Here is a 17,037-nt window from a genome sequence, read left to right on the forward strand (position 1 = left end):
CTGGCCTACATGACCGACGAAGCCGTCGAGGGCCGCGACGCCTTCCTCGAAAAGCGCGAACCCGACTGGAAGCCCTACCCCTGGTACTTCTGAACCCGGACCGCAGCAAACGGCAAGCTGTCATGCTGCACTCATGGAGATACTGAGCAGTCGGGTAATCCTGCGGCCCCGCGACTACGAGCGGACGGTCGAGTTCTATCGCGATGCGCTGGAGCTGGCCATTGCCCGCGAGTATCCGGGCGGGACGGTGTTTTTCGCGGGGCAGTCACTGATCGAGGTGGCCGGGCACGGGCGCGCGGACGATGCTCCGAGCGGGTTCGCCGGCGCCATCTGGCTACAGGTGCGCGACTGTGACGACGCCGCCGCGGAACTCGCGCTGCGCGGGGTCATCATCGACCGCGCGCCGGAGCGCGAACCGTGGGGTCTGATCGAGATGTGGATCCGCGATCCCGAGGGGACGCCGCTGGTGCTCGTCGAGGTGCCGGCGAATCACCCGCTCCGGCGCGACACCCGGGGCGACTGAGCGCGGCCGACCGCCCTTAGCACGGCGGTAACTGTGAAATGCGTCCGGGGGCACCGGTTAACGGAGCGTAAAGAGCATGACGCAAACTGATCGGTGTGTCTGCCGAACTGCTCGTTCTGCTGATCGTTGTTTGCACAGCCTTGGCATTCGACTTCACAAACGGATTTCACGACACCGCGAACGCGATGGCCACCTCCATCGCCACCGGTGCCCTCGCCCCGCGTACCGCCGTACTCCTGTCCGGAGCACTGAATCTGGTCGGTGCGTTCCTCAGCGTCGCCGTCGCCGCCACGGTCGCCGAGGGCATCGTCGACCTGTCGGAGGTGAGCGGCCGCGCCCTGCTGGACATCGTCTTCGCCGGACTGGTCGGCGGCATCCTCTGGAATCTGTTCACCTGGTTGTTGGGTTTGCCGTCGAGTTCCTCGCACGCGCTGTTCGGTGGTCTCATCGGCTCGACCATCGCGGCGCTGGGCCTGCACGGGGTGATCTGGACGGCGGGCAGCAAGGGTGTGCTCGCCAAGATCATCATCCCGGCCCTGCTCTCCCCGATCGTGGCGGCGCTGGTGGCCTCCATCGCCTCCTGGGTGGTGTACCGGATCACCCGGGACAGCAACGAGAGGACCGTGACCCGCGGCTTCCGCTTGGGACAGATCGGCACCGCCTCCCTGGTCTCGCTGGCGCACGGCACCAATGACGCGCAGAAGACCATGGGCATCATCTTCCTGGCGCTCATCGCGCACGGCTCGGCCAAGGCCAGCGATCCGCTGCCGCTGTGGGTCATCGTGTCCTGCGCCATCGCCATGGCCGCCGGCACCTGCCTCGGCGGCTGGCGCATCATCCGCACCCTGGGCAAGGGCCTGGTCGACATCGTGCCGCCGCAGGGCTTCGCCGCCGAATCCACCAGTGCGGCGATCATTCTCACCTCGGCCCACTTCGGCCTGCCGCTGTCCACCACCCAGGTGGTGACCGGATCCATCCTCGGTTCCGGCATCGGCCGCCCGGGCGCGGAGGTGCGCTGGGGCGTGCTCGGCCGCATGGTGGTGGCCTGGGTGCTGACCCTGCCGCTGGCCGGCGTGGCGGGCGCGATCTGCTGGGCCATCCTGCACGGCATCGGCGGCACGGCCGGCGTGCTGGTGGTGCTGGCGCTGCTGATCGCCATGGCCGCGTTCATCTGGTTCCGGTCCAAGCGCGCGGTGGTCAACTCGCACAACGTCACCGAGGAGTGGGGTGGCGCAGCGGACCCGGCCCCCGCGAACGGTCGCAGTGCAAACCCCGCCGCTCCCCGCAATGACGACACCGTCGGAATCGGCTAGGAGACCGCGATGCACACCCTGCTGCACAACCTCTCCGACCTGTGGCGAGTCGTGCTGGCCGCCTTGATCTTCGGGGCCGGGCTGCCGACCGTGTTCGCCGTCGGCATCCGCTTCCGCTCCCAGGTCGACGACGGTGCGACCGGAGCCACCCGGACCGCCGCCCTGGCCGCGTCCCTGCTCTGCTTCGCGGTGGTCATGATCGCGGTGATCGCCGGTGTGCTCTTCATCGCACGCGGCTTCCTGGCCTCCCGACTCGGAATTCACCTGCTCGGCGCGTGACGCCGCCTCATCGAAAGGCACGCTCGTGAGCACCCCCGAACAAACGAATGCCGCCGCCGACCCGGCCCGCACCCCGCAGCCGCGTCAGAACGTGTTGCAGAAGGTGCTGGACTGGCTGAAAGCCGGATACCCGCAGGGCATTCCGCAGTCGGACTATGTGGCGCTGCTCGCGGTCCTGCACCGGCGGCTCACCGACTACGAGGTGCACCTGGTGGTGGAGCAGCTGATCCGCGAGCGGGTGGCCGCCTCCGATATCGAGCGCGGCGACATCGCGGCGGCGATCGCCCGAGTTGCCAAGGAGCAGCCCGGCGAGGACGATATCGCTCGGGTGGCCTCCAGGCTCGCAGCCGGTGGATGGCCGCCGGCGACACCGACGTCCGACTGACCGCACGAGACCCTGCAGCATCGACATCCGGCCGCCGACCCCAGCGCGCGCCGCCACCCCACGGAATGACACGATCGCGAACGTGAGCAATACCCTCCGAATCCTCCCCATGCCCACCGGCGCAGCGGTGGGCGATGTATTGCCGCATCTGCGAGAAGCCTTGGAGGGCAACGGCCCGGCCTGGCTTCCGGTACCCACCGCCGACCGCCGCGAGACCCAGCGCCTGAGCGGGAGCCTGCGCCCCGGCGAGGAGATCGACGACGACGTGGCCCTGGTGGTCACCACCTCCGGCACCACCGGAAATCCCAAGGGCGCCATGCTCACCGCGGCCAATCTGCGGGCCAGCGGCGACGCCACCCATGAGCGCCTGGGCGGGCCCGGACAGTGGCTGCTGGCCCTGCCGACCCACCACATCGCGGGCATCCAGGTGCTGCTGCGCAGCATCCTGGCCGGGACCGAGCCCACCGTGCTGGACGTCTCCGGCGGCTTCCTGCCCGAGGCCCTGGTCGGCGCGATCGCGAGCATGCGCGGACCGCGCCGCTACACCTCGCTGGTCCCCACCCAGCTGATCAAGGCCCTCGACGAGCCGGCGGCCACCGCGGCGCTGGCCGGCCTGGACGGCGTGCTGGTCGGCGGCGCGGCCACTCCGAAGCCGGTGCTGGACCGGGCCCGCGCGGCGGGCATCACGGTGTTCCGCACCTACGGCATGAGCGAGACGTGCGGCGGCTGTGTGTACGAGGGAGTACCGCTGACGGGCACCCGGGTACGCATCGAGGACGGGCGGGTGCTGCTCGGCGGCGCCACCATCGCCAAGGGCTACCGCAATATCTCCGACCACCCCGCCTTCGCCGAACCCGGCTGGTTCCGGACCGAGGACGCCGGCCATCTCGACAATGGCGTGCTGACCATCACCGGCCGCCTCGACGAGGCCATCATGACCGGTGGCCTGCTGGTCATCCCCCAGGTCGTCGAGGCCGTCCTCATCACCCACCCGGCGGTCTCCGAGTGCGTGGTGCTGGGCCTGCCCGACGACCGCCTCGGCCAGCGCGTGGCCACCGCCATCGTGCCCGCTCCGGGCGCCATCGCGCCGAGCCTCGACGAACTGCGCGACCACGTGGTCGCCGAACTCGACGCCATCGCGGCCCCGCGCGAACTGGCCGTGCTGGACGAACTTCCGCTGCGGGGCCCGGGCAAACCCGACCGCGCCAAACTGCGACAGCTGCTGCTGGCGGATTCCACGCACTGAACGCAGCGGCCCGGTCCGGTCCGCGCGCACCACGCTGATGGCCACGTGCGCCGAAGTGATGGCCGCTTGCGCAAAGATGCTCACCTCTTGCGCGGAGCACGCAATCGCCGTGCAAGGGGGGCGCAAGGCAAGCCCCGCAGGGTGTAGCCATGACTTCTTACACACCTGCTGAGACTCCCGCCATCGAGGCGGACGGCTTGGTCAAGGTCTTCGGGGAGCAGCGGGCCGTCGACGGCGTGAGTCTCGCGGTGCCGCGGGGTGCCGTCTACGGCGTGCTGGGACCCAACGGGGCCGGCAAGACCACGACCATCCGCATGCTCGCGACCCTGCTCCGCCCGGACGGCGGCAGCGCCCGTATCTTCGGCCGCGACGTGGTCGCCGAGCCCACCGCGGTGCGGTCGCTGATCGGCGTCACCGGCCAGTACGCATCCGTCGACGAAAAGCTCACGGCCACCGAGAATCTGGTGATCTTCTCGCGGCTGCTGGGCCTGTCGAAGACCGAGTCGCGGCGCAAGTCGGCCGAGCTGCTCGAGGAATTCGGCCTGACCGAGGCCGCCGACAAGGCGCTGGAGAACTTCTCCGGCGGCATGCGGCGCCGCCTGGATCTGGCCGCCAGTCTGATCGCGCGGCCGCCGCTGCTGTTCCTGGACGAGCCGACCACCGGCCTGGACCCGCGCACCCGCGCCCAGATGTGGGACACCATCCGGCGGCTGGTGAGCGAGGGCTCGACCGTGCTGCTCACCACCCAGTACCTGGACGAGGCCGACCAGTTGGCCGACCGGATCGCGGTCATCGACCACGGCAAGGTCATCGCCGACGGCACCTCCGACGAACTCAAGTCCTCGGTCGGGCTGTCCGCGCTGCAGCTGACGCTGACCGATCGCGACCGCATCGAAGCGGCCCGGATCGTGGTCGGCGAGGTGCTCTCCCGCGCGGCGGGCCGGATCGTCGAGGCCACCATCAGCCCGGAGGCCGGCCGCATCACCGCGCCCCTGCCCGACCCCAGCATCACCACCGACATCCTGATCCGGTTGCGCGAGAACGACATCCGGATCGACGAGATCAATGTCGCCAAGCCGAGCCTGGACGAAGTGTTCTTCGCACTCACCGGGCACGCCGCCGAGGACGACACCGACGACACCGAACGGAGCGCGGCATGACCACGACTCTCTCCGCCCCCGCCGGGCGGCACGCGGCCACGGTCGCACCGATTCCCGAAGTGAGCAACCATATTCCGTTCCGGCAGACGGTGGCGAACTCGTTCACCATGGCCTACCGCGGACTGCTGAAGATCAAGCACAATCCCGAACAGCTCTTCGACGTCACCGTTCAGCCCATCCTGTTCACGGCGCTGTTCGCCGGGATCTTCGGCGGGGCCATGGCGGGCAGCGTGAGCGCCTACCTGCCGACGCTGATCCCCGGCCTGCTGGTGCAGACCGTGGTGCTGACCTCGGTGGTCACCGGCACCCAGCTGCGCGAGGACATGGACAAGGGCGTCTTCGACCGCTTCAAATCCCTTCCCATCGCCCGCATTTCGGCACTGTCGGGGGCGCTGCTGGCGGACATGGTCCGCTACGGCCTGGCCACGGTGCTGACGGTGGTCATGGGCATGATTCTCGGCTACCGCCCGCACGGCGGGTTCGTGGCCGTGGTGGTCGCCGGTCTGCTGGTGGTGTTCTGCTCCTTCGCGATCAGCTGGATCTGGGCGCTGATCGGCATCACCGGTAAGAGCGCGCCCGCGGTGCAGGGCATCTCGATGATGATCATGTTCCCGCTGACCTTCATGTCCGGCGCGTTCGCCCAGGTGTCCACCATGCCGGGCTGGCTGCAGGGCCTCAACAAGGCCAACCCGATCTACTACATGGTCAATGCGGCCCGAGAGCTGATGAACAGCAATATCTACAGCTCGAACGTGGCGTACTCGATCATCGGCTCCATCGTCGTGATCGCGATCTTCGCCCCGCTCGCGGTGAAGGCGTACATGCGCCGCGCCTGACGCGGCCGCTCGCCCCGCGGTTGGGACGCCCGTCCACCGGTCACCGGTGGGCGGGCGTTTCGCGTCGGGTGCCGGCGATCGCCCTCAGGTGAACCATGATCCGCTCGGCGGCCGTGCGACGCCCCAGTCCCGCAACCGAATTCAGCGCGGCGGTGATCCGCTCCTGCCCCACCGCGGCGCGGTGCAGGTCCAGGTGCCGCTGCCACTGCATCGACGGATAGTCCTGGCGGCCGAACACCTTCGGCGTCAGGAGGATCAGGTCCAGACCGCGCTCGACGTGCTGCCCGGTGGCGAGCAGGTAGGTGCCGATCGCGCAGCTCATCGAGCCGATCTGCGGTAGATCCCAGAACTGGCCGCCGATCACGCGGACCGCGACATCGGCGAGTTCCGCCGCGGTCCGGTCCACCTGCTCGACCCGGCCGGACAGCACGTGGGCATCGATGACGGCGGACACGAAGATCAGGGTCGCCGGTCCCGGCATTCCGACATTGTGCGGCCAGTCCATCAGCGCGGGCACCTGCCGGAAGCGACGCAGCCCGGTGTCGATATCCCCTTCGGCGAGTTCGATTTCCGCCAGTGCGGCCGCGACGGCGGCGATCCGGTGGTTGGGCTTGGTCACCGGCGCGTCGAGGGGCAGATCGCCGACCACCCCGAGGGCCGGTTCGAGGGCCTGCCGGGCCGCCGCGGGCTGCCCGGTGCCCGCCAGTGAGATGGCCAGCAGGCCGCGGACCTCCACGGCTTCGTCCCACGCCCGCAGTTCCTCGAGCAGTTCGACGGCCCGCCGGTAATACCCGACCGCCTCGGTGTAGCGCGCCGACTGGCCGTGCATGCTGCCGAGGTGCTGCGTGGTCATGGCGGTGCCCCAGGTGTCCCGGTCGCCGCTGATGCGCATGGCGATCTCGGCGTCCTTGATCGAGCGGTACGCCATACCGTTGTTCTCGCACAGGTTCGCGCGCAGCAGCAGGGCCGCGAGCTGGATCTGCTCATCCGGCGACCGCACGCCCGCGCTCAATCTCCGGGCCAGCTGGGTGGTGTTGCGGGACCGGGTGATCAGTTCGCCGAGATACCGTGCGACCGGGCTCATCGGCGCGCCCGATGCCAGAATGCGCCGGATCGTGGTCCGCACCCGCCCCACCGCGCGCAGGTCGGAGGCGCCGAACATGAGGTGCATGCCGAGCATCAACTGACCGTGGATGTAGAGGTCGGTCTCCGCCGCGACCTCCGGAAAGGTCGTGGGCGGCAACGCGATGACGCGCGGCGACCAGCTGATCAGTTCGGCGTGCGCGCCGCGCAACACCCAGAGTCCGGCCAGGGTCGGGAACACCGTGTGCACGGTCTGGGGATCGTGCCGCTCCAGCGCGTAGCGCAGCACGGCGATCAGGTTGTCCATGTCCGCGCTCAGGGCCAGCACCGCCGACACCTGTTCGGTGGTGTCGTACCGCTGCGCGGTGTCGACCGCGAATTCCCTGGCCCACTTCGACATTCGGTCCATGACCAGGCCGGCTTCGCCGGTGAAGGCCAGCTGCTCCTCACCGAACTCGCGGACGGTCTCCAGCATCCGATAGCGGGTGCCGCCCTCCTCGTCCTCCAGCACCGTCAGCAGCGACTGGCTCACCAGACCGTCGACGGCCATGGCGGGATCATCGATCTCCGGCCCGGCCAGCAGACATTCGGCGGCGGCCAGCGTGAATCCGGCGGGAAATCGGCACAGCCGGCGCAGCGCCACCCGCTGTGGCTCGTCGAGCAGGTTCCAGCTCCACTCGATCACCGCGTGCAATGTGCGATGCCGCCGCGGGGAACTGCGATCTCCGCTGCGCAGCAGGGCGAATCGATGGTCGAGGCGGGATTCGATCTCCTCGACGCTCATGGTGCGCACCCGCGCCGCCGCCAGTTCGATGGCCAGCGGCAGTCCGTCGAGGTTGCGGCAGAGTCTGGCCATCACCTCCGGATCCAGCCGCACCGACGGGCGCACCGCTCGGGCCCGCGCCTCGAACAGGTCGGTGGCGGGTGACCCGGCGGCGTCGATGGTCAACGGCGGCAACGGATACACCGCCTCGGCCGTGATCTCCAGCGGTGCGCGGCTGGTGGTGAGCACGGTCAGCTGATCGCTCACCCCGACCAGATCGGCGACCACCTCGGCCACCGGTTCGATGAGGTGTTCGCAGTTGTCGAGGATCAGCAGTACCGGGCGCGCCCCGAGAGCCTCCCGCAGTTTCTGCCGGATATCGCGGCCCCGCACCTGCCGCAGCACGTTCGTCTCCCAGACGACATCGGCCACGCCGAGGGTGGTCGCGATGGCGACCTCGATCTCGTCGCGGGTTTCGGCCGCACCGTCGGATTCCGAACGCAGCGAGGCCAATTCCACCAGCATCACCGCGGTCTCGTGCGCTATCCGCGCACCCAGTTCGTTGGCGATCCGGGTCTTCCCGGTCCCGCCCGGACCGAGCACGGTGACCACCCGCGAGGACCGCAGGATCTCCTCCAGCGCTGCCAGGTCGGCCTCCCGGCCCAGCAGCGGATTCGGTGCGGCACGCAGTCCGATAGCGTTCTCGCCCACCAGTTCTCGTGCCTCGGCCGCCCGGGCGGATCCCGCAGCACGGCCCGCGGTGCGCGCGTGACCGGACGAACGGCCATCGATCGATGCCACCTGTCCGATCGCCGCGGAACCGTCACTGCCGAAGCCGATCCCACCGGCCACGCCGGGCACTACGGTCAGTCTGTGCTCGGCCGCGCCGGCGGGCCCATCCGGCCGGACGCCGCCGTCGGCTGAGGGCGCGAAGGCGCTGGGCCGGACCACCCCGGATTCGGGCGCTATCGCCGAATGTCCTTGCGCGCCACCAGCACTGCCGATCGGCGCCACCGGCTGCCCGGGCAGCGGTTCACCGCGCAGGATCGCGGTATTCAGGGCGACCAGCGCCGGGCCCGGGTCGGCGCCGAGCTGGTCGACCAGCCGGGTGCGCAGGGTAGCGAAGACGTCGAGGGCCTCGGTGGTGCGGCCCGCCGCGGCGAGCAGGCGCATGAGGGTGCCGTGGGCGGGCTCGTCCAGCGGGTCGGCGACCACGGCCTGCTGGGCCAGTTCGATGGCGGCGGGCAGGTCACCGACGGCTTCGCGGGCGGTCAGCTCCAGCGCGTCCAGCGCGCGGCGGCGGGTGGCCGCCAGGGTGGCGAGTTCCTCGGCGACGGGACCGGGCGGCAGGTCGGCGGCGGGTTCGCCGCGCCAGAGCGCGCGGGCCGCGGCCACCAGGTCCAGGCAGGCGAGGCCGTCGCCGGCGATATGGGCTTGGCGGGCTTGCCTTTCCAGCTGCTGGGCCAGCGACAGATCGACCTGCTCGGGCGCCAGGACCAGACGGTATCCGGCGGGACCGATTTCGAGCGCGCCCTCCGGCAGCGCCGAGCGCAGTCGCGAGACCTGGGTGTGCAGCGCGTTCATGGGCGCGCGCGGCGGGTCCTCGCCCCAGACGTCGTCGATGAGCGCCTGCGCGCTGCGACTGCGGCCTGGGTGCACGGCCAGTGCCGCCACCAGCAGCCGGGCCCGCGCACCGGGTACGGCGGTCAGCGCACCGTCGCGGCGCAGTGCGATCTCGCCCAGCAGGGCCACCAGGGTCGAGTCGCCCACGTTCGCCACCCGCGCGCTTCCCGTGCTGCTCGAACTGCCGTTGTGCGAATTCATTCCTTGCCAATCGTAGGTGAGCGGGCGGGTGGTCGCCGGATGCGCACGGCCGGTGCCGGGCCGTCACACGGGACCCGTGCTTACCCGACACGCCGGGCCGGCTCAACCGGTTTATCGACGGCGAGGCCCATTCGGCGCCAGCAGCACCTACCCTCATGCCATGGCCGAATTCGACATTCGCCGGGAAACGGTCATCAAGGCCGATCCCGCACAGGTCCAGGCACTCGTCGACGACTTCCACCAGTGGCGCCAGTGGTCGCCGTGGGAGGACACCGATCCCGCCATGGAGCGCGTCTACAGCGGGGCCGATCGCGGCATCGGCGCGCGCTATTCCTGGAGCGGCAACCGCAAGGCCGGCCGCGGTGATATGGAGATCACCTCCGCCACCTCCAACGCCATCGGCATCAAGCTGCACTTCGAGAAGCCGTTCAAGGCGACCAACCAGGTCACCTTCGAATTCCGCCCGCAGGGCGACACCACCGCGGTGACCTGGCGCATGACCGGCACGCAGAACGGCCCGATGGCCATCATCGGCAAACTGTTCCCGATGGATCGCCTGGTCGGCAAGGACTTCGAGAAGGGGCTGGCCCAGCTCAAGGCCACGGCTGAAAGCTGACCGAGGCCGGCGCCGCCATCCCGGGCACTCGGGCGGGCGCGGCCACCGACTCTCGCACTAGGCTGCCAAGCATGGCTACAGCAGCACAGTGGATCGAGGGCGCTCGGCCGCGTACCCTCCCGAATGCCATCGCCCCGGTTCTGGCGGGCACGGGGGCGGCCGCCTCGATCGACGGGTTCGTGTGGTGGAAAGCGATACTGTGCCTGCTGCTTTCGGTGGCGCTGATCATCGGCGTCAACTACGCCAACGACTACTCCGACGGCATTCGCGGCACCGATGACGAGCGGGTCGGCCCGCTGCGGCTGGTCGGCTCCAAGCTGGCGGCCCCGGCCGCGGTGCGCAATGCCGCCATCGCCTGCCTCGCGGTCGGCGCGGTCATCGGCCTGGTGCTGGTGATCACCAGCGCCTGGTGGCTGCTGCTGGTGGGCGCGGCCTGCCTGGCCGGGGCGTGGTTCTACACCGGCGGCCGGAACCCGTACGGCTACAGCGGTTTCGGTGAGATCGCGGTGTTCGTGTTCTTCGGCCTGGTGGCGGTGCTGGGCACCGAGTTCGTGCAGGCCGGGCGGGTGGACTGGGCGGGCCTGGTGTGCGCGGTGTCCGTCGGCGCGTTCTCCAGCGCGGTGCTGGTCACCAACAACCTGCGCGACATTCCCACCGATACCGAATCGGGCAAGCTCACCCTGGCGGTGCGGCTGGGCGACGCGCACACCCGCACCCTGCACATGGTGCTGATCCTGATCCCGTTCCTGGCGCTCGCACTGCTGGTCTGGCGCAGCCCGTGGACCCTGGCCGCGCTGGTCGCACTGCCGCTGGCGGTCCGCGCCAACGAGCCGGTGCGGACCGGCAAGAACGGTCCGGGATTGATTCCCGCCCTTGCCGGTACCGGTCAGGCGATGCTGGTCTGGTCGGCCGTGGTGGCCGTGGCGCTGGCCGTCGTCTGATCGACGGCCGGCCGGTCTCAGTCCTCGTCCGGGACCAGGATGCCGAGCACCCAGTTCACCAGCGAGATGATGATGCCGCCGAGCACCGCGGCCCAGAAGCCGTCCACCCGCAGGCCGTAATCCGTGGTGCCCGTGATCTTCGCGGTCAGCCACAGCATGAGCGCGTTGATCACCAGCAGGAACAGGCCCAGCGAGACCACGATGAAGGGGAACGAGAGCACCTTCACGATCGGTTTCACCAGCGTGTTCACCAGGGCGAACACCACCGTGATGGCCGCGATCACCAGGATCTTGCTCTGGGTGGTGTCCTCGGGGGTCTTGATCTCGATGCCGTTCACCCAGGCGGCGGCCAGCCAGATGGCCACCCCGTTGATCAGCAGACGTATCAGTAGCGTCATGCCCCGATCGTAGGGCGAGATCAACTCGCGGGCCGGACATCCGGGTAGGGCGGTCGCTACGCGGGCCGGATCAGGCCGCGCGGTCGAGATAGCCGGACACCGCATCACGCAGGACGCGCATCGCCTCGTCGTCGCCGAGCAGGCGGCGGGTGACGGCATTGGGCGCGCGCAGCACGGCCAGCATCATGTGCCCGGCCTCGATGCGATTGTCCTTGCGCGACACCGCCTCACGCAGGGACAGCTCGATGACCTTCTTGGCGTCCTTGGTGAAGGGAATGTGGCCGCGCGGGCCGCCTTCCGCGCCCCAGTACTTGCCCCAGCGCGATTGCTCGGCGGGCACGGCCGCCTGGTCGAGGGCGTTCTCGCCGAAGGTGGCCTCCAGGCTCTCGCGCACGGCGTCGAGGTCGATGCCGATGGAACGCAGGGCGGCCGCGTCCTCCGCACCGAGCGGCTCTCCGGTCCGCTTGCGGGCCACCGCGTCTCGTACGCCTTCGGCGGTGAGACCGTGTGCCGCAAGGATTTCCCGCAGACCATGGTCGGGGCTGACGAGCAGACCCAGCAGCATGTGCTCGACCTCGATGGTTGACGAGCACAGGTCGCGGGCCTCCTCCTGGGCCATGACGACCGCGTGTCTGGCCGCCTTGTCGAATCGTTCGAACATCAGCGGATACCGCCCTTCCGGTTGTACTTCTGGTGGACCGCCTGCCGGCTGACCTCGAGCGCGTCCGCGATGGCCTGCCAGGACCAGCCCTGCTTGCGGGCATTGCCGACCTGTATGGCCTCGAGCCGCTCGAGCAACCGACGCAGTGCCAGCACCGCGCGGAGCCCGACCTGGGGGTCGGGGCTGCCGGCGGCGGCCGCCAGAGTCGTTGCTTCACTCATGAGTGTCAATTTACGTTGACACCCGCGGCGTGTCAACGAAAATTGACACAATCGGAAAGGTGTTCGCCGGCAGCAGTGCGTCGTCGCGCGACAGGCCGAAAGCCACAGGCCCCCAGGCGTTGACGACCCCACCCCGCACTTCTGGTTTGTTGTTGCTTCAAACTATTGGAGCAGAACGGAAGGCCGCACCGCCCACACCCCCGGGGACCGTGCGGGCATCCATCGGCAACCGCGCGCGTACCCGACGGCCATACAAGTAAGGTCTGCCCAAGTAATGGATGGAGTTCCCGCGTTCGGCGAATACATTCGCCAACGCCGCACCACCGCGAATCTCACGCGTCCCCAACTGGCCTGGCTGGCCAACCTCTCGGTCCCCTACCTGACCAAGATCGAGGGCGGGACCACTCCGTCCCGGCGGGTCATCGAATCCCTCTGCACCGCACTGAAACTGCCGCCGGCCGAATTCGAGTATGCGCTGGCGCTGGCCGAGGGGCCGCTGCCGCGCCTCGAGGCCGACCACCCCACCCCCGCCGACCGGGAGTACCTGGATCTGCTCAACCCCGCCATCGGCGCGTACATCACCGAGCTCTGGGACACCGTCGCGGCCAATGCCGCACACCAGGAGTACTTTCCGGAACTCGTCCCGGGAGTGAACTACCTGGAATGGCTGATCTTCAATCCGATCTCGCGCACCGTCATGGTGAACTGGGATACCGAAGTGCGAATGGCAGCCGGTCGGTTTCGTATGCAGCTGGCCCGCAGCGACGATGACGAGCGCGGCCGCCAGATCCTCGAGAACTGCCTCACCGATTCGGGCTTCGCACTGCTGTGGCGCTCGGACACGATCGCCGTCGAGCGCACCGATCTCACCAAGCTGGTGCGGGAGCCGCGCACGCTGGCCATCACCGAGTTGCGCATCAATTTGTGGCGCACCCAATCGAGCCTGCAGTCGTGGCTCCTGATGCTCGGCACCACGGTCGATCGACCGACCGCGGTGACCCGTCCGGTGGTCCGGCAGCGCCCCGAAACGTCAAGGTCTATTAACGCTTCCGGAGGCCCTGCTACCCCGTCGAGACGCGCGAAAAACGCTGTGCCCGCTAATGATCCGAGTCCAACGAAGCCGCTTCAGCAAATAAGTAGCAATCTTTCCGATGGGTGATCAACCGATATCACCCGACCCGTCGTGCCGTGCGAAAACTATCCCGACCAAGTACCGGTGGCGATGAATTCGGTCAGCACCGCGGTGGGCTCGGTCAAGCTCAGCCCCTGGTCGGCAACCCATTCGTCATTGAAATAGGTTCCGGCATAACGGTCTCCGCCATCACAGAGCAGCGTCACCACACTGCCGGTACGGTTCGCGGCGATCATGTCGGCAATCAGGGCAAAGGCCCCCCACAGATTGGTGCCCGTGGACCCGCCCACGCGCCGGCCCAGCACCGCGCTCGCGTGCCTGGCGGTCGCCACCGAGGCCGCGTCGGGCACCTCGATCATGCAGTCCACCACGCTGGGCACGAACGACGGCTCCACCCGCGGCCGCCCGATGCCCTCGATCCGGGACGGCATTCCGGTCTGATAGTCCAGGTCGTCGACCTCGTAGCCGCCATAGAAGGCCGAGTTCTCCGGATCCACCACGGCCAGCCGGGTCGCGTGCCGCTTGTAGCGCAGGTAGCGGCCGATGGTCGCGCTGGTCCCGCCGGTCCCCGCGCCCACCACGACCCACTCCGGCACCGGGTGCGACTCCAGAGTCATCTGCTCGAAGATGGACTCGGCGATGTTGTTGTTGCCTCGCCAGTCGGTGGCCCGCTCGGCATTGGTGAACTGGTCCATATAGTGGCCGCCGGTCTCGTCCGCCAGACGCGCTGCCTCCGTATAGATATCGGGTGCGCGTTCGACCAGGTGGCAGCGACCGCCCTGCGCCTCGATGAGCGCCAGCTTCTCCGGCGAGGTCCTGGCCGGGACCACAGCCACGAAGTCCAGGCCCAGCATCTTGGCGAAATACGCCTCGCTGATGGCCGTCGATCCCGAGGAGGCCTCCACCACGGTGGTGCCCTCGGTCACCCGGCCGTTGCAGATGGCGTACAGGAACAGCGATCTCGCCAGGCGGTGTTTGAGACTGCCGGTCGGATGGGTGGATTCGTCCTTCAGATAGAGCTGGACGCCCCACTCCGGCGGCAGGGGATAGCGCAGCAGATGGGTGTCCGCGCTGCGCTGGGTGTCGGCGTCGATGAGCCGGACCGCATCGTCGACCCAGTCCCTGGGTGCGCTGCGGTCGCAGCGTTTCACTGCTCGTCCTTGCCCTGCAGTCTCGACATCAGTTGGTCACGGTCCCGGCGGCGCTTGGCGTCCACCGCCGCGATGTCCTTGTTGACCTGGGTACGCAGCTTCTTGAACAGCAGCAGCGACAGCGGCATCGCGATGAGCAGCCCGAACAGCAGGGCCACGATGAGGGGAATGGCCACTTTCACCACGGCGGCGACGCCCATGATGATCGCGGTGATGACGGCGACCAGGCCGAGCCGGGCCACCGTGTAGATAGCCAAACTGCGTGCCAGGCGGCGGCCCGCACCTTCGGGCCGGGTTGCATCACTCACGCAGAACAGCCTAGGTGACGGGGGTTCGGGCGCCGCCGCGGCCCTCGCCCGGCCGAAAACTAATCCGACCAGCCCGTATGTCGCTGGTAGTTCGCTGCATTAGCGCCAAAAGTGACCGTAAACACATAACGGATATCCGTTTTGTCTATTACTTCCCCTTTACCAAAGCGAGACCGTTCGAACACCCAGGGGGTCCAGTGCAACGATGTCGCTACTGATGAGGGATCTGTCGAAACGGAAAGGTTTGCGAATGACTGCGTTCACCGCGGCGAGCCGCGCATTGGGTTCCGTCAACGGCCAGGACACTCTGCTCACCCCAGGCCAGGTCGCTGCCCTGTTCCACGTCGATCCGAAGACCGTGACCCGTTGGGCTCACGCAGGTCGGCTCGGCTCCCTGCGGACTCCGGGCGGCCACCGCCGGTTCCGCGAATCAGAAGTTCTGCAACTCCTGCGGTCCCTCACCACCGAGGCCACCCGCGTGTAACACCTATTTCCCGCTTCAGGTGCCGCGGGTACGCACTCGGATTACCCTCGTTGTCAGGAGGTGAGCGACGTGACGTACCTGTTGGCACTCATCGCGGTAGTGGCCATCGCGATGCTGTGCTGGAAGGCTTTCGGACCCCAGCGATCGGCCGGCACCGGCCCAGCACCCACTCGGCGCAACCGCGTTATCGGTCCCGAAGATGATCCGGATTTCCTCGCCAAGCTCTCCCGGGAGCATCGTGACGGCGAATCCACCTGAATGACCGAAGCTCGCCAACCAGATTGCCATATAGACAGATGTGACCGTCCCCCGCGGATCCGCACCACCGGACCCACGGGGGACGCGTCGTATCACGCGAAGGCCACCTCGGGGATGGTGGCCATGAGCTGCTCCCATTCGGGATACATCTCGACCTTGCGCAGATGCAGCGCCTTGATCTTGTCGGACAGCTCCGGATCCGGATCATCGGAAATATCGGGGCGAACCAGTTGATTCAGTGCTCCTGAGCGCCCGGCGCGAAGCGGTGGCGGACGAGATCCGTTGCGGCGCGCGCCATTCGATCGAAGGGCTCGATCTCGCCCGCGGCGCGGCAGAGCACGTGCGCGCCCTGCAGCAGGGTGAGCAGGGTGGTCGCCAGGTCCGCGGCGGTGGCCGGGTCCGCGCCGGCGGCGGTCAGACGCTCGGCGAGAGTGGTTGTCCAGGAATCGAAGGCGGTGGCGGCCACGGCGCGCAGGTCGCCGCTGTCGGGGTCCACGGTGACGGCGGCGACGGCGCAGCCCGCGCCGTCGGCCGAGGCGGCCACCACCGGGCGGACCAGAGCGAGGAAGGACTCGACGAGAGTCACCGGGTCGGGGGCCGGTAGCGCGGCCAGATGCTCGCGCACCTGATCGCCGTTGCGGGCGGCGGCCGTCGCCACCAGTTCGGCCTTGCCGCCGGGGAAGTGGTGGTAGATCGCGCCGCGCGCGGCGCCGCTGGCGTCCAGGACCGCGGTGAAGGACATACCCGCGACACCCTTCTTCTGCAGCGCGTCGATGGCCGCGTCGATCATCCGATCCCGCGTGGTCGCCGCCATTCTTCCTCCCACCATTGACTAGTACGCCCATCCTAGTACACACTCGACTCGCTAGTACGTCCGTACTAGCATCTCGAGAACGGAGAGCCCAGTGCCCATCACCGTGACCGCACCGCGCGGCGTCCTCACCGCCCGCGGCGAACGCGAGATCCTGCCCGCCCTCACCGCGGCCCTGGCCGAGGTCAGCGGCGGCGCCGGCAATGACTTCTTCACCGGAATCATCGGCGGCAGCGTGCACCTGCTGCCGGCGGAGGACATCTACGCGGGCGGCGAGAACCGGCCGATCGTCATGGTCGAACTCAAGCTGCCCAATATCGGTCTGCCCGACCCGGACGCCCGCGCGGCCTTCATCACCGCGGCCACCGACATCGTCGCGGGGCTCACCACCGCAGGCCATCGGCGCGAGGACATCTGGGTCAATATCCTCAATGCCCTCGACGGCGCCTGGGGCATCGGCGGCCGCGCCTACACCGGCGAGGCGCTGATCGCGGCGGTCACCGCGGCCGCCAACTGACGACGGTCCGGGGGGGGGGGGCCCCCCCGCCCCCCCCGCCCCGCCCGGACCCCAACCCCCGCACTGTATTAGGGCGTCCACTTACCCCCTGCGCCGGTGGTTTTAGGCGAACACCCCCACCCCCCTC

The 17,037-nt window shown here is 68.8% G+C and carries 20 protein-coding genes and 1 pseudogene; 14 read left to right on the forward strand and 7 right to left on the reverse strand.

Annotation, left to right across the window (positions count from 1 at the left end; genetic code table 11):
* The 8 genes and pseudogenes from ABZV44_RS45040 to ABZV44_RS45075 form a co-directional block, all read left to right on the forward strand.
* Positions 1-93, forward strand: a pseudogene (locus ABZV44_RS45040) (1,4-dihydroxy-2-naphthoyl-CoA synthase); the annotation flags it as partial.
* A 40-nt stretch (positions 94-133) separates the two neighbouring features.
* Complete coding sequence (locus tag ABZV44_RS45045; RefSeq protein WP_354851412.1) at positions 134-523, forward strand: VOC family protein; 390 nt, start codon at positions 134-136, stop codon at positions 521-523.
* A gap of 95 nt (positions 524-618) precedes the next feature.
* Positions 619-1,836 (forward strand): inorganic phosphate transporter, encoded by a 1,218-nt coding sequence (locus ABZV44_RS45050; RefSeq protein WP_354851415.1) that lies wholly within the window; start codon positions 619-621, stop codon positions 1,834-1,836.
* 9 nt (positions 1,837-1,845) lie between these two features.
* Complete coding sequence (locus ABZV44_RS45055; protein WP_354851418.1) at positions 1,846-2,115, forward strand: hypothetical protein; 270 nt, start codon at positions 1,846-1,848, stop codon at positions 2,113-2,115.
* Between the two features lie 25 nt (positions 2,116-2,140).
* Positions 2,141-2,500, forward strand: coding sequence for a DUF3349 domain-containing protein (locus ABZV44_RS45060; RefSeq protein WP_354851420.1), 360 nt, complete (start codon positions 2,141-2,143; stop codon positions 2,498-2,500).
* Between the two features lie 109 nt (positions 2,501-2,609).
* The gene (gene menE, locus ABZV44_RS45065) at positions 2,610-3,746 is read left to right on the forward strand and encodes an o-succinylbenzoate--CoA ligase (RefSeq protein ID WP_354851456.1); all 1,137 of its coding nucleotides are present in this window, start codon (positions 2,610-2,612) and stop codon (positions 3,744-3,746) included.
* Between the two features lie 149 nt (positions 3,747-3,895).
* Positions 3,896-4,906: an ATP-binding cassette domain-containing protein gene (locus tag ABZV44_RS45070; RefSeq protein ID WP_354851422.1), complete on the forward strand. Its 1,011-nt coding sequence runs from the start codon at positions 3,896-3,898 to the stop codon at positions 4,904-4,906.
* Positions 4,903-5,742, forward strand: a complete 840-nt coding sequence (locus ABZV44_RS45075) for an ABC transporter permease (RefSeq protein ID WP_354851425.1) — start codon at positions 4,903-4,905, stop codon at positions 5,740-5,742. The genes ABZV44_RS45070 and ABZV44_RS45075 overlap by 4 nt, the downstream gene beginning before the upstream one ends.
* Positions 5,743-5,782: 40 nt before the next feature.
* Here ABZV44_RS45075 and ABZV44_RS45080 read toward each other — a convergent pair whose 3' ends face one another.
* Positions 5,783-9,358, reverse strand: a complete 3,576-nt coding sequence (locus ABZV44_RS45080) for a BTAD domain-containing putative transcriptional regulator (protein WP_354851428.1) — start codon at positions 9,356-9,358, stop codon at positions 5,783-5,785.
* Between the two features lie 214 nt (positions 9,359-9,572).
* Here ABZV44_RS45080 and ABZV44_RS45085 point away from each other — a divergent pair, with 214 nt between their 5' ends.
* Together ABZV44_RS45085 and ABZV44_RS45090 are read left to right on the forward strand one after the other, a co-directional pair.
* Positions 9,573-10,028 (forward strand): SRPBCC family protein, encoded by a 456-nt coding sequence (locus tag ABZV44_RS45085; RefSeq protein ID WP_354851431.1) that lies wholly within the window; start codon positions 9,573-9,575, stop codon positions 10,026-10,028.
* Positions 10,029-10,099: 71 nt separating this feature from the next.
* Positions 10,100-10,969, forward strand: coding sequence for a 1,4-dihydroxy-2-naphthoate polyprenyltransferase (locus ABZV44_RS45090; protein WP_354851434.1), 870 nt, complete (start codon positions 10,100-10,102; stop codon positions 10,967-10,969).
* A 17-nt stretch (positions 10,970-10,986) separates the two neighbouring features.
* Here the strand turns inward: ABZV44_RS45090 and ABZV44_RS45095 are convergent, their stop codons facing one another.
* From ABZV44_RS45095 to ABZV44_RS45105, 3 genes are all read right to left on the reverse strand, one after another.
* Positions 10,987-11,367, reverse strand: coding sequence for a phage holin family protein (locus ABZV44_RS45095; RefSeq protein ID WP_354851437.1), 381 nt, complete (start codon positions 11,365-11,367; stop codon positions 10,987-10,989).
* A 70-nt stretch (positions 11,368-11,437) separates the two neighbouring features.
* Complete coding sequence (locus ABZV44_RS45100; protein WP_354851440.1) at positions 11,438-12,028, reverse strand: Clp protease N-terminal domain-containing protein; 591 nt, start codon at positions 12,026-12,028, stop codon at positions 11,438-11,440.
* Positions 12,028-12,249: a hypothetical protein gene (locus ABZV44_RS45105; RefSeq protein ID WP_040813561.1), complete on the reverse strand. Its 222-nt coding sequence runs from the start codon at positions 12,247-12,249 to the stop codon at positions 12,028-12,030. The genes ABZV44_RS45100 and ABZV44_RS45105 overlap by 1 nt, the downstream gene beginning before the upstream one ends.
* Positions 12,250-12,523: 274 nt before the next feature.
* On the opposite strand from ABZV44_RS45105, the gene ABZV44_RS45110 reads away from it, so the two are divergent.
* Positions 12,524-13,408 (forward strand): helix-turn-helix domain-containing protein, encoded by an 885-nt coding sequence (locus tag ABZV44_RS45110; protein ID WP_354851443.1) that lies wholly within the window; start codon positions 12,524-12,526, stop codon positions 13,406-13,408.
* A gap of 38 nt (positions 13,409-13,446) precedes the next feature.
* Here the strand turns inward: ABZV44_RS45110 and ABZV44_RS45115 are convergent, their stop codons facing one another.
* Both ABZV44_RS45115 and ABZV44_RS45120 read right to left on the reverse strand, forming a co-directional pair.
* Positions 13,447-14,532, reverse strand: a complete 1,086-nt coding sequence (locus tag ABZV44_RS45115) for a PLP-dependent cysteine synthase family protein (protein ID WP_354851446.1) — start codon at positions 14,530-14,532, stop codon at positions 13,447-13,449.
* Positions 14,529-14,840 carry a DUF4229 domain-containing protein gene (locus tag ABZV44_RS45120; RefSeq protein WP_354851448.1) on the reverse strand — a complete coding sequence of 104 codons (312 nt, stop codon included), beginning with the start codon at positions 14,838-14,840 and terminating at the stop codon, positions 14,529-14,531. Before ABZV44_RS45120 ends, ABZV44_RS45115 begins: the two co-directional genes overlap by 4 nt.
* A 250-nt stretch (positions 14,841-15,090) precedes the next feature.
* Here ABZV44_RS45120 and ABZV44_RS45125 point away from each other — a divergent pair, with 250 nt between their 5' ends.
* Positions 15,091-15,324 carry a BldC family transcriptional regulator gene (locus ABZV44_RS45125; RefSeq protein WP_051152909.1) on the forward strand — a complete coding sequence of 78 codons (234 nt, stop codon included), beginning with the start codon at positions 15,091-15,093 and terminating at the stop codon, positions 15,322-15,324.
* Positions 15,325-15,393: 69 nt separating this feature from the next.
* The gene (locus tag ABZV44_RS45130) at positions 15,394-15,582 is read left to right on the forward strand and encodes a hypothetical protein (RefSeq protein ID WP_040862127.1); all 189 of its coding nucleotides are present in this window, start codon (positions 15,394-15,396) and stop codon (positions 15,580-15,582) included.
* Positions 15,583-15,817: 235 nt separating this feature from the next.
* On the opposite strand, the gene ABZV44_RS45135 is transcribed toward ABZV44_RS45130, so the two are convergent.
* Positions 15,818-16,396 (reverse strand): TetR family transcriptional regulator, encoded by a 579-nt coding sequence (locus ABZV44_RS45135; protein ID WP_354851451.1) that lies wholly within the window; start codon positions 16,394-16,396, stop codon positions 15,818-15,820.
* Positions 16,397-16,487: 91 nt separating this feature from the next.
* On the opposite strand from ABZV44_RS45135, the gene ABZV44_RS45140 reads away from it, so the two are divergent.
* Entirely contained in the window at positions 16,488-16,910 is a 423-nt protein-coding gene (locus ABZV44_RS45140) for a hypothetical protein (RefSeq protein WP_354851454.1), read from the forward strand.
* Positions 16,911-17,037: the final 127 nt, after the last annotated feature.

The organism is Nocardia sp. NPDC004860 (assembly GCF_040609015.1).
In the GTDB taxonomy this organism is placed as follows: domain Bacteria; phylum Actinomycetota; class Actinomycetes; order Mycobacteriales; family Mycobacteriaceae; genus Nocardia.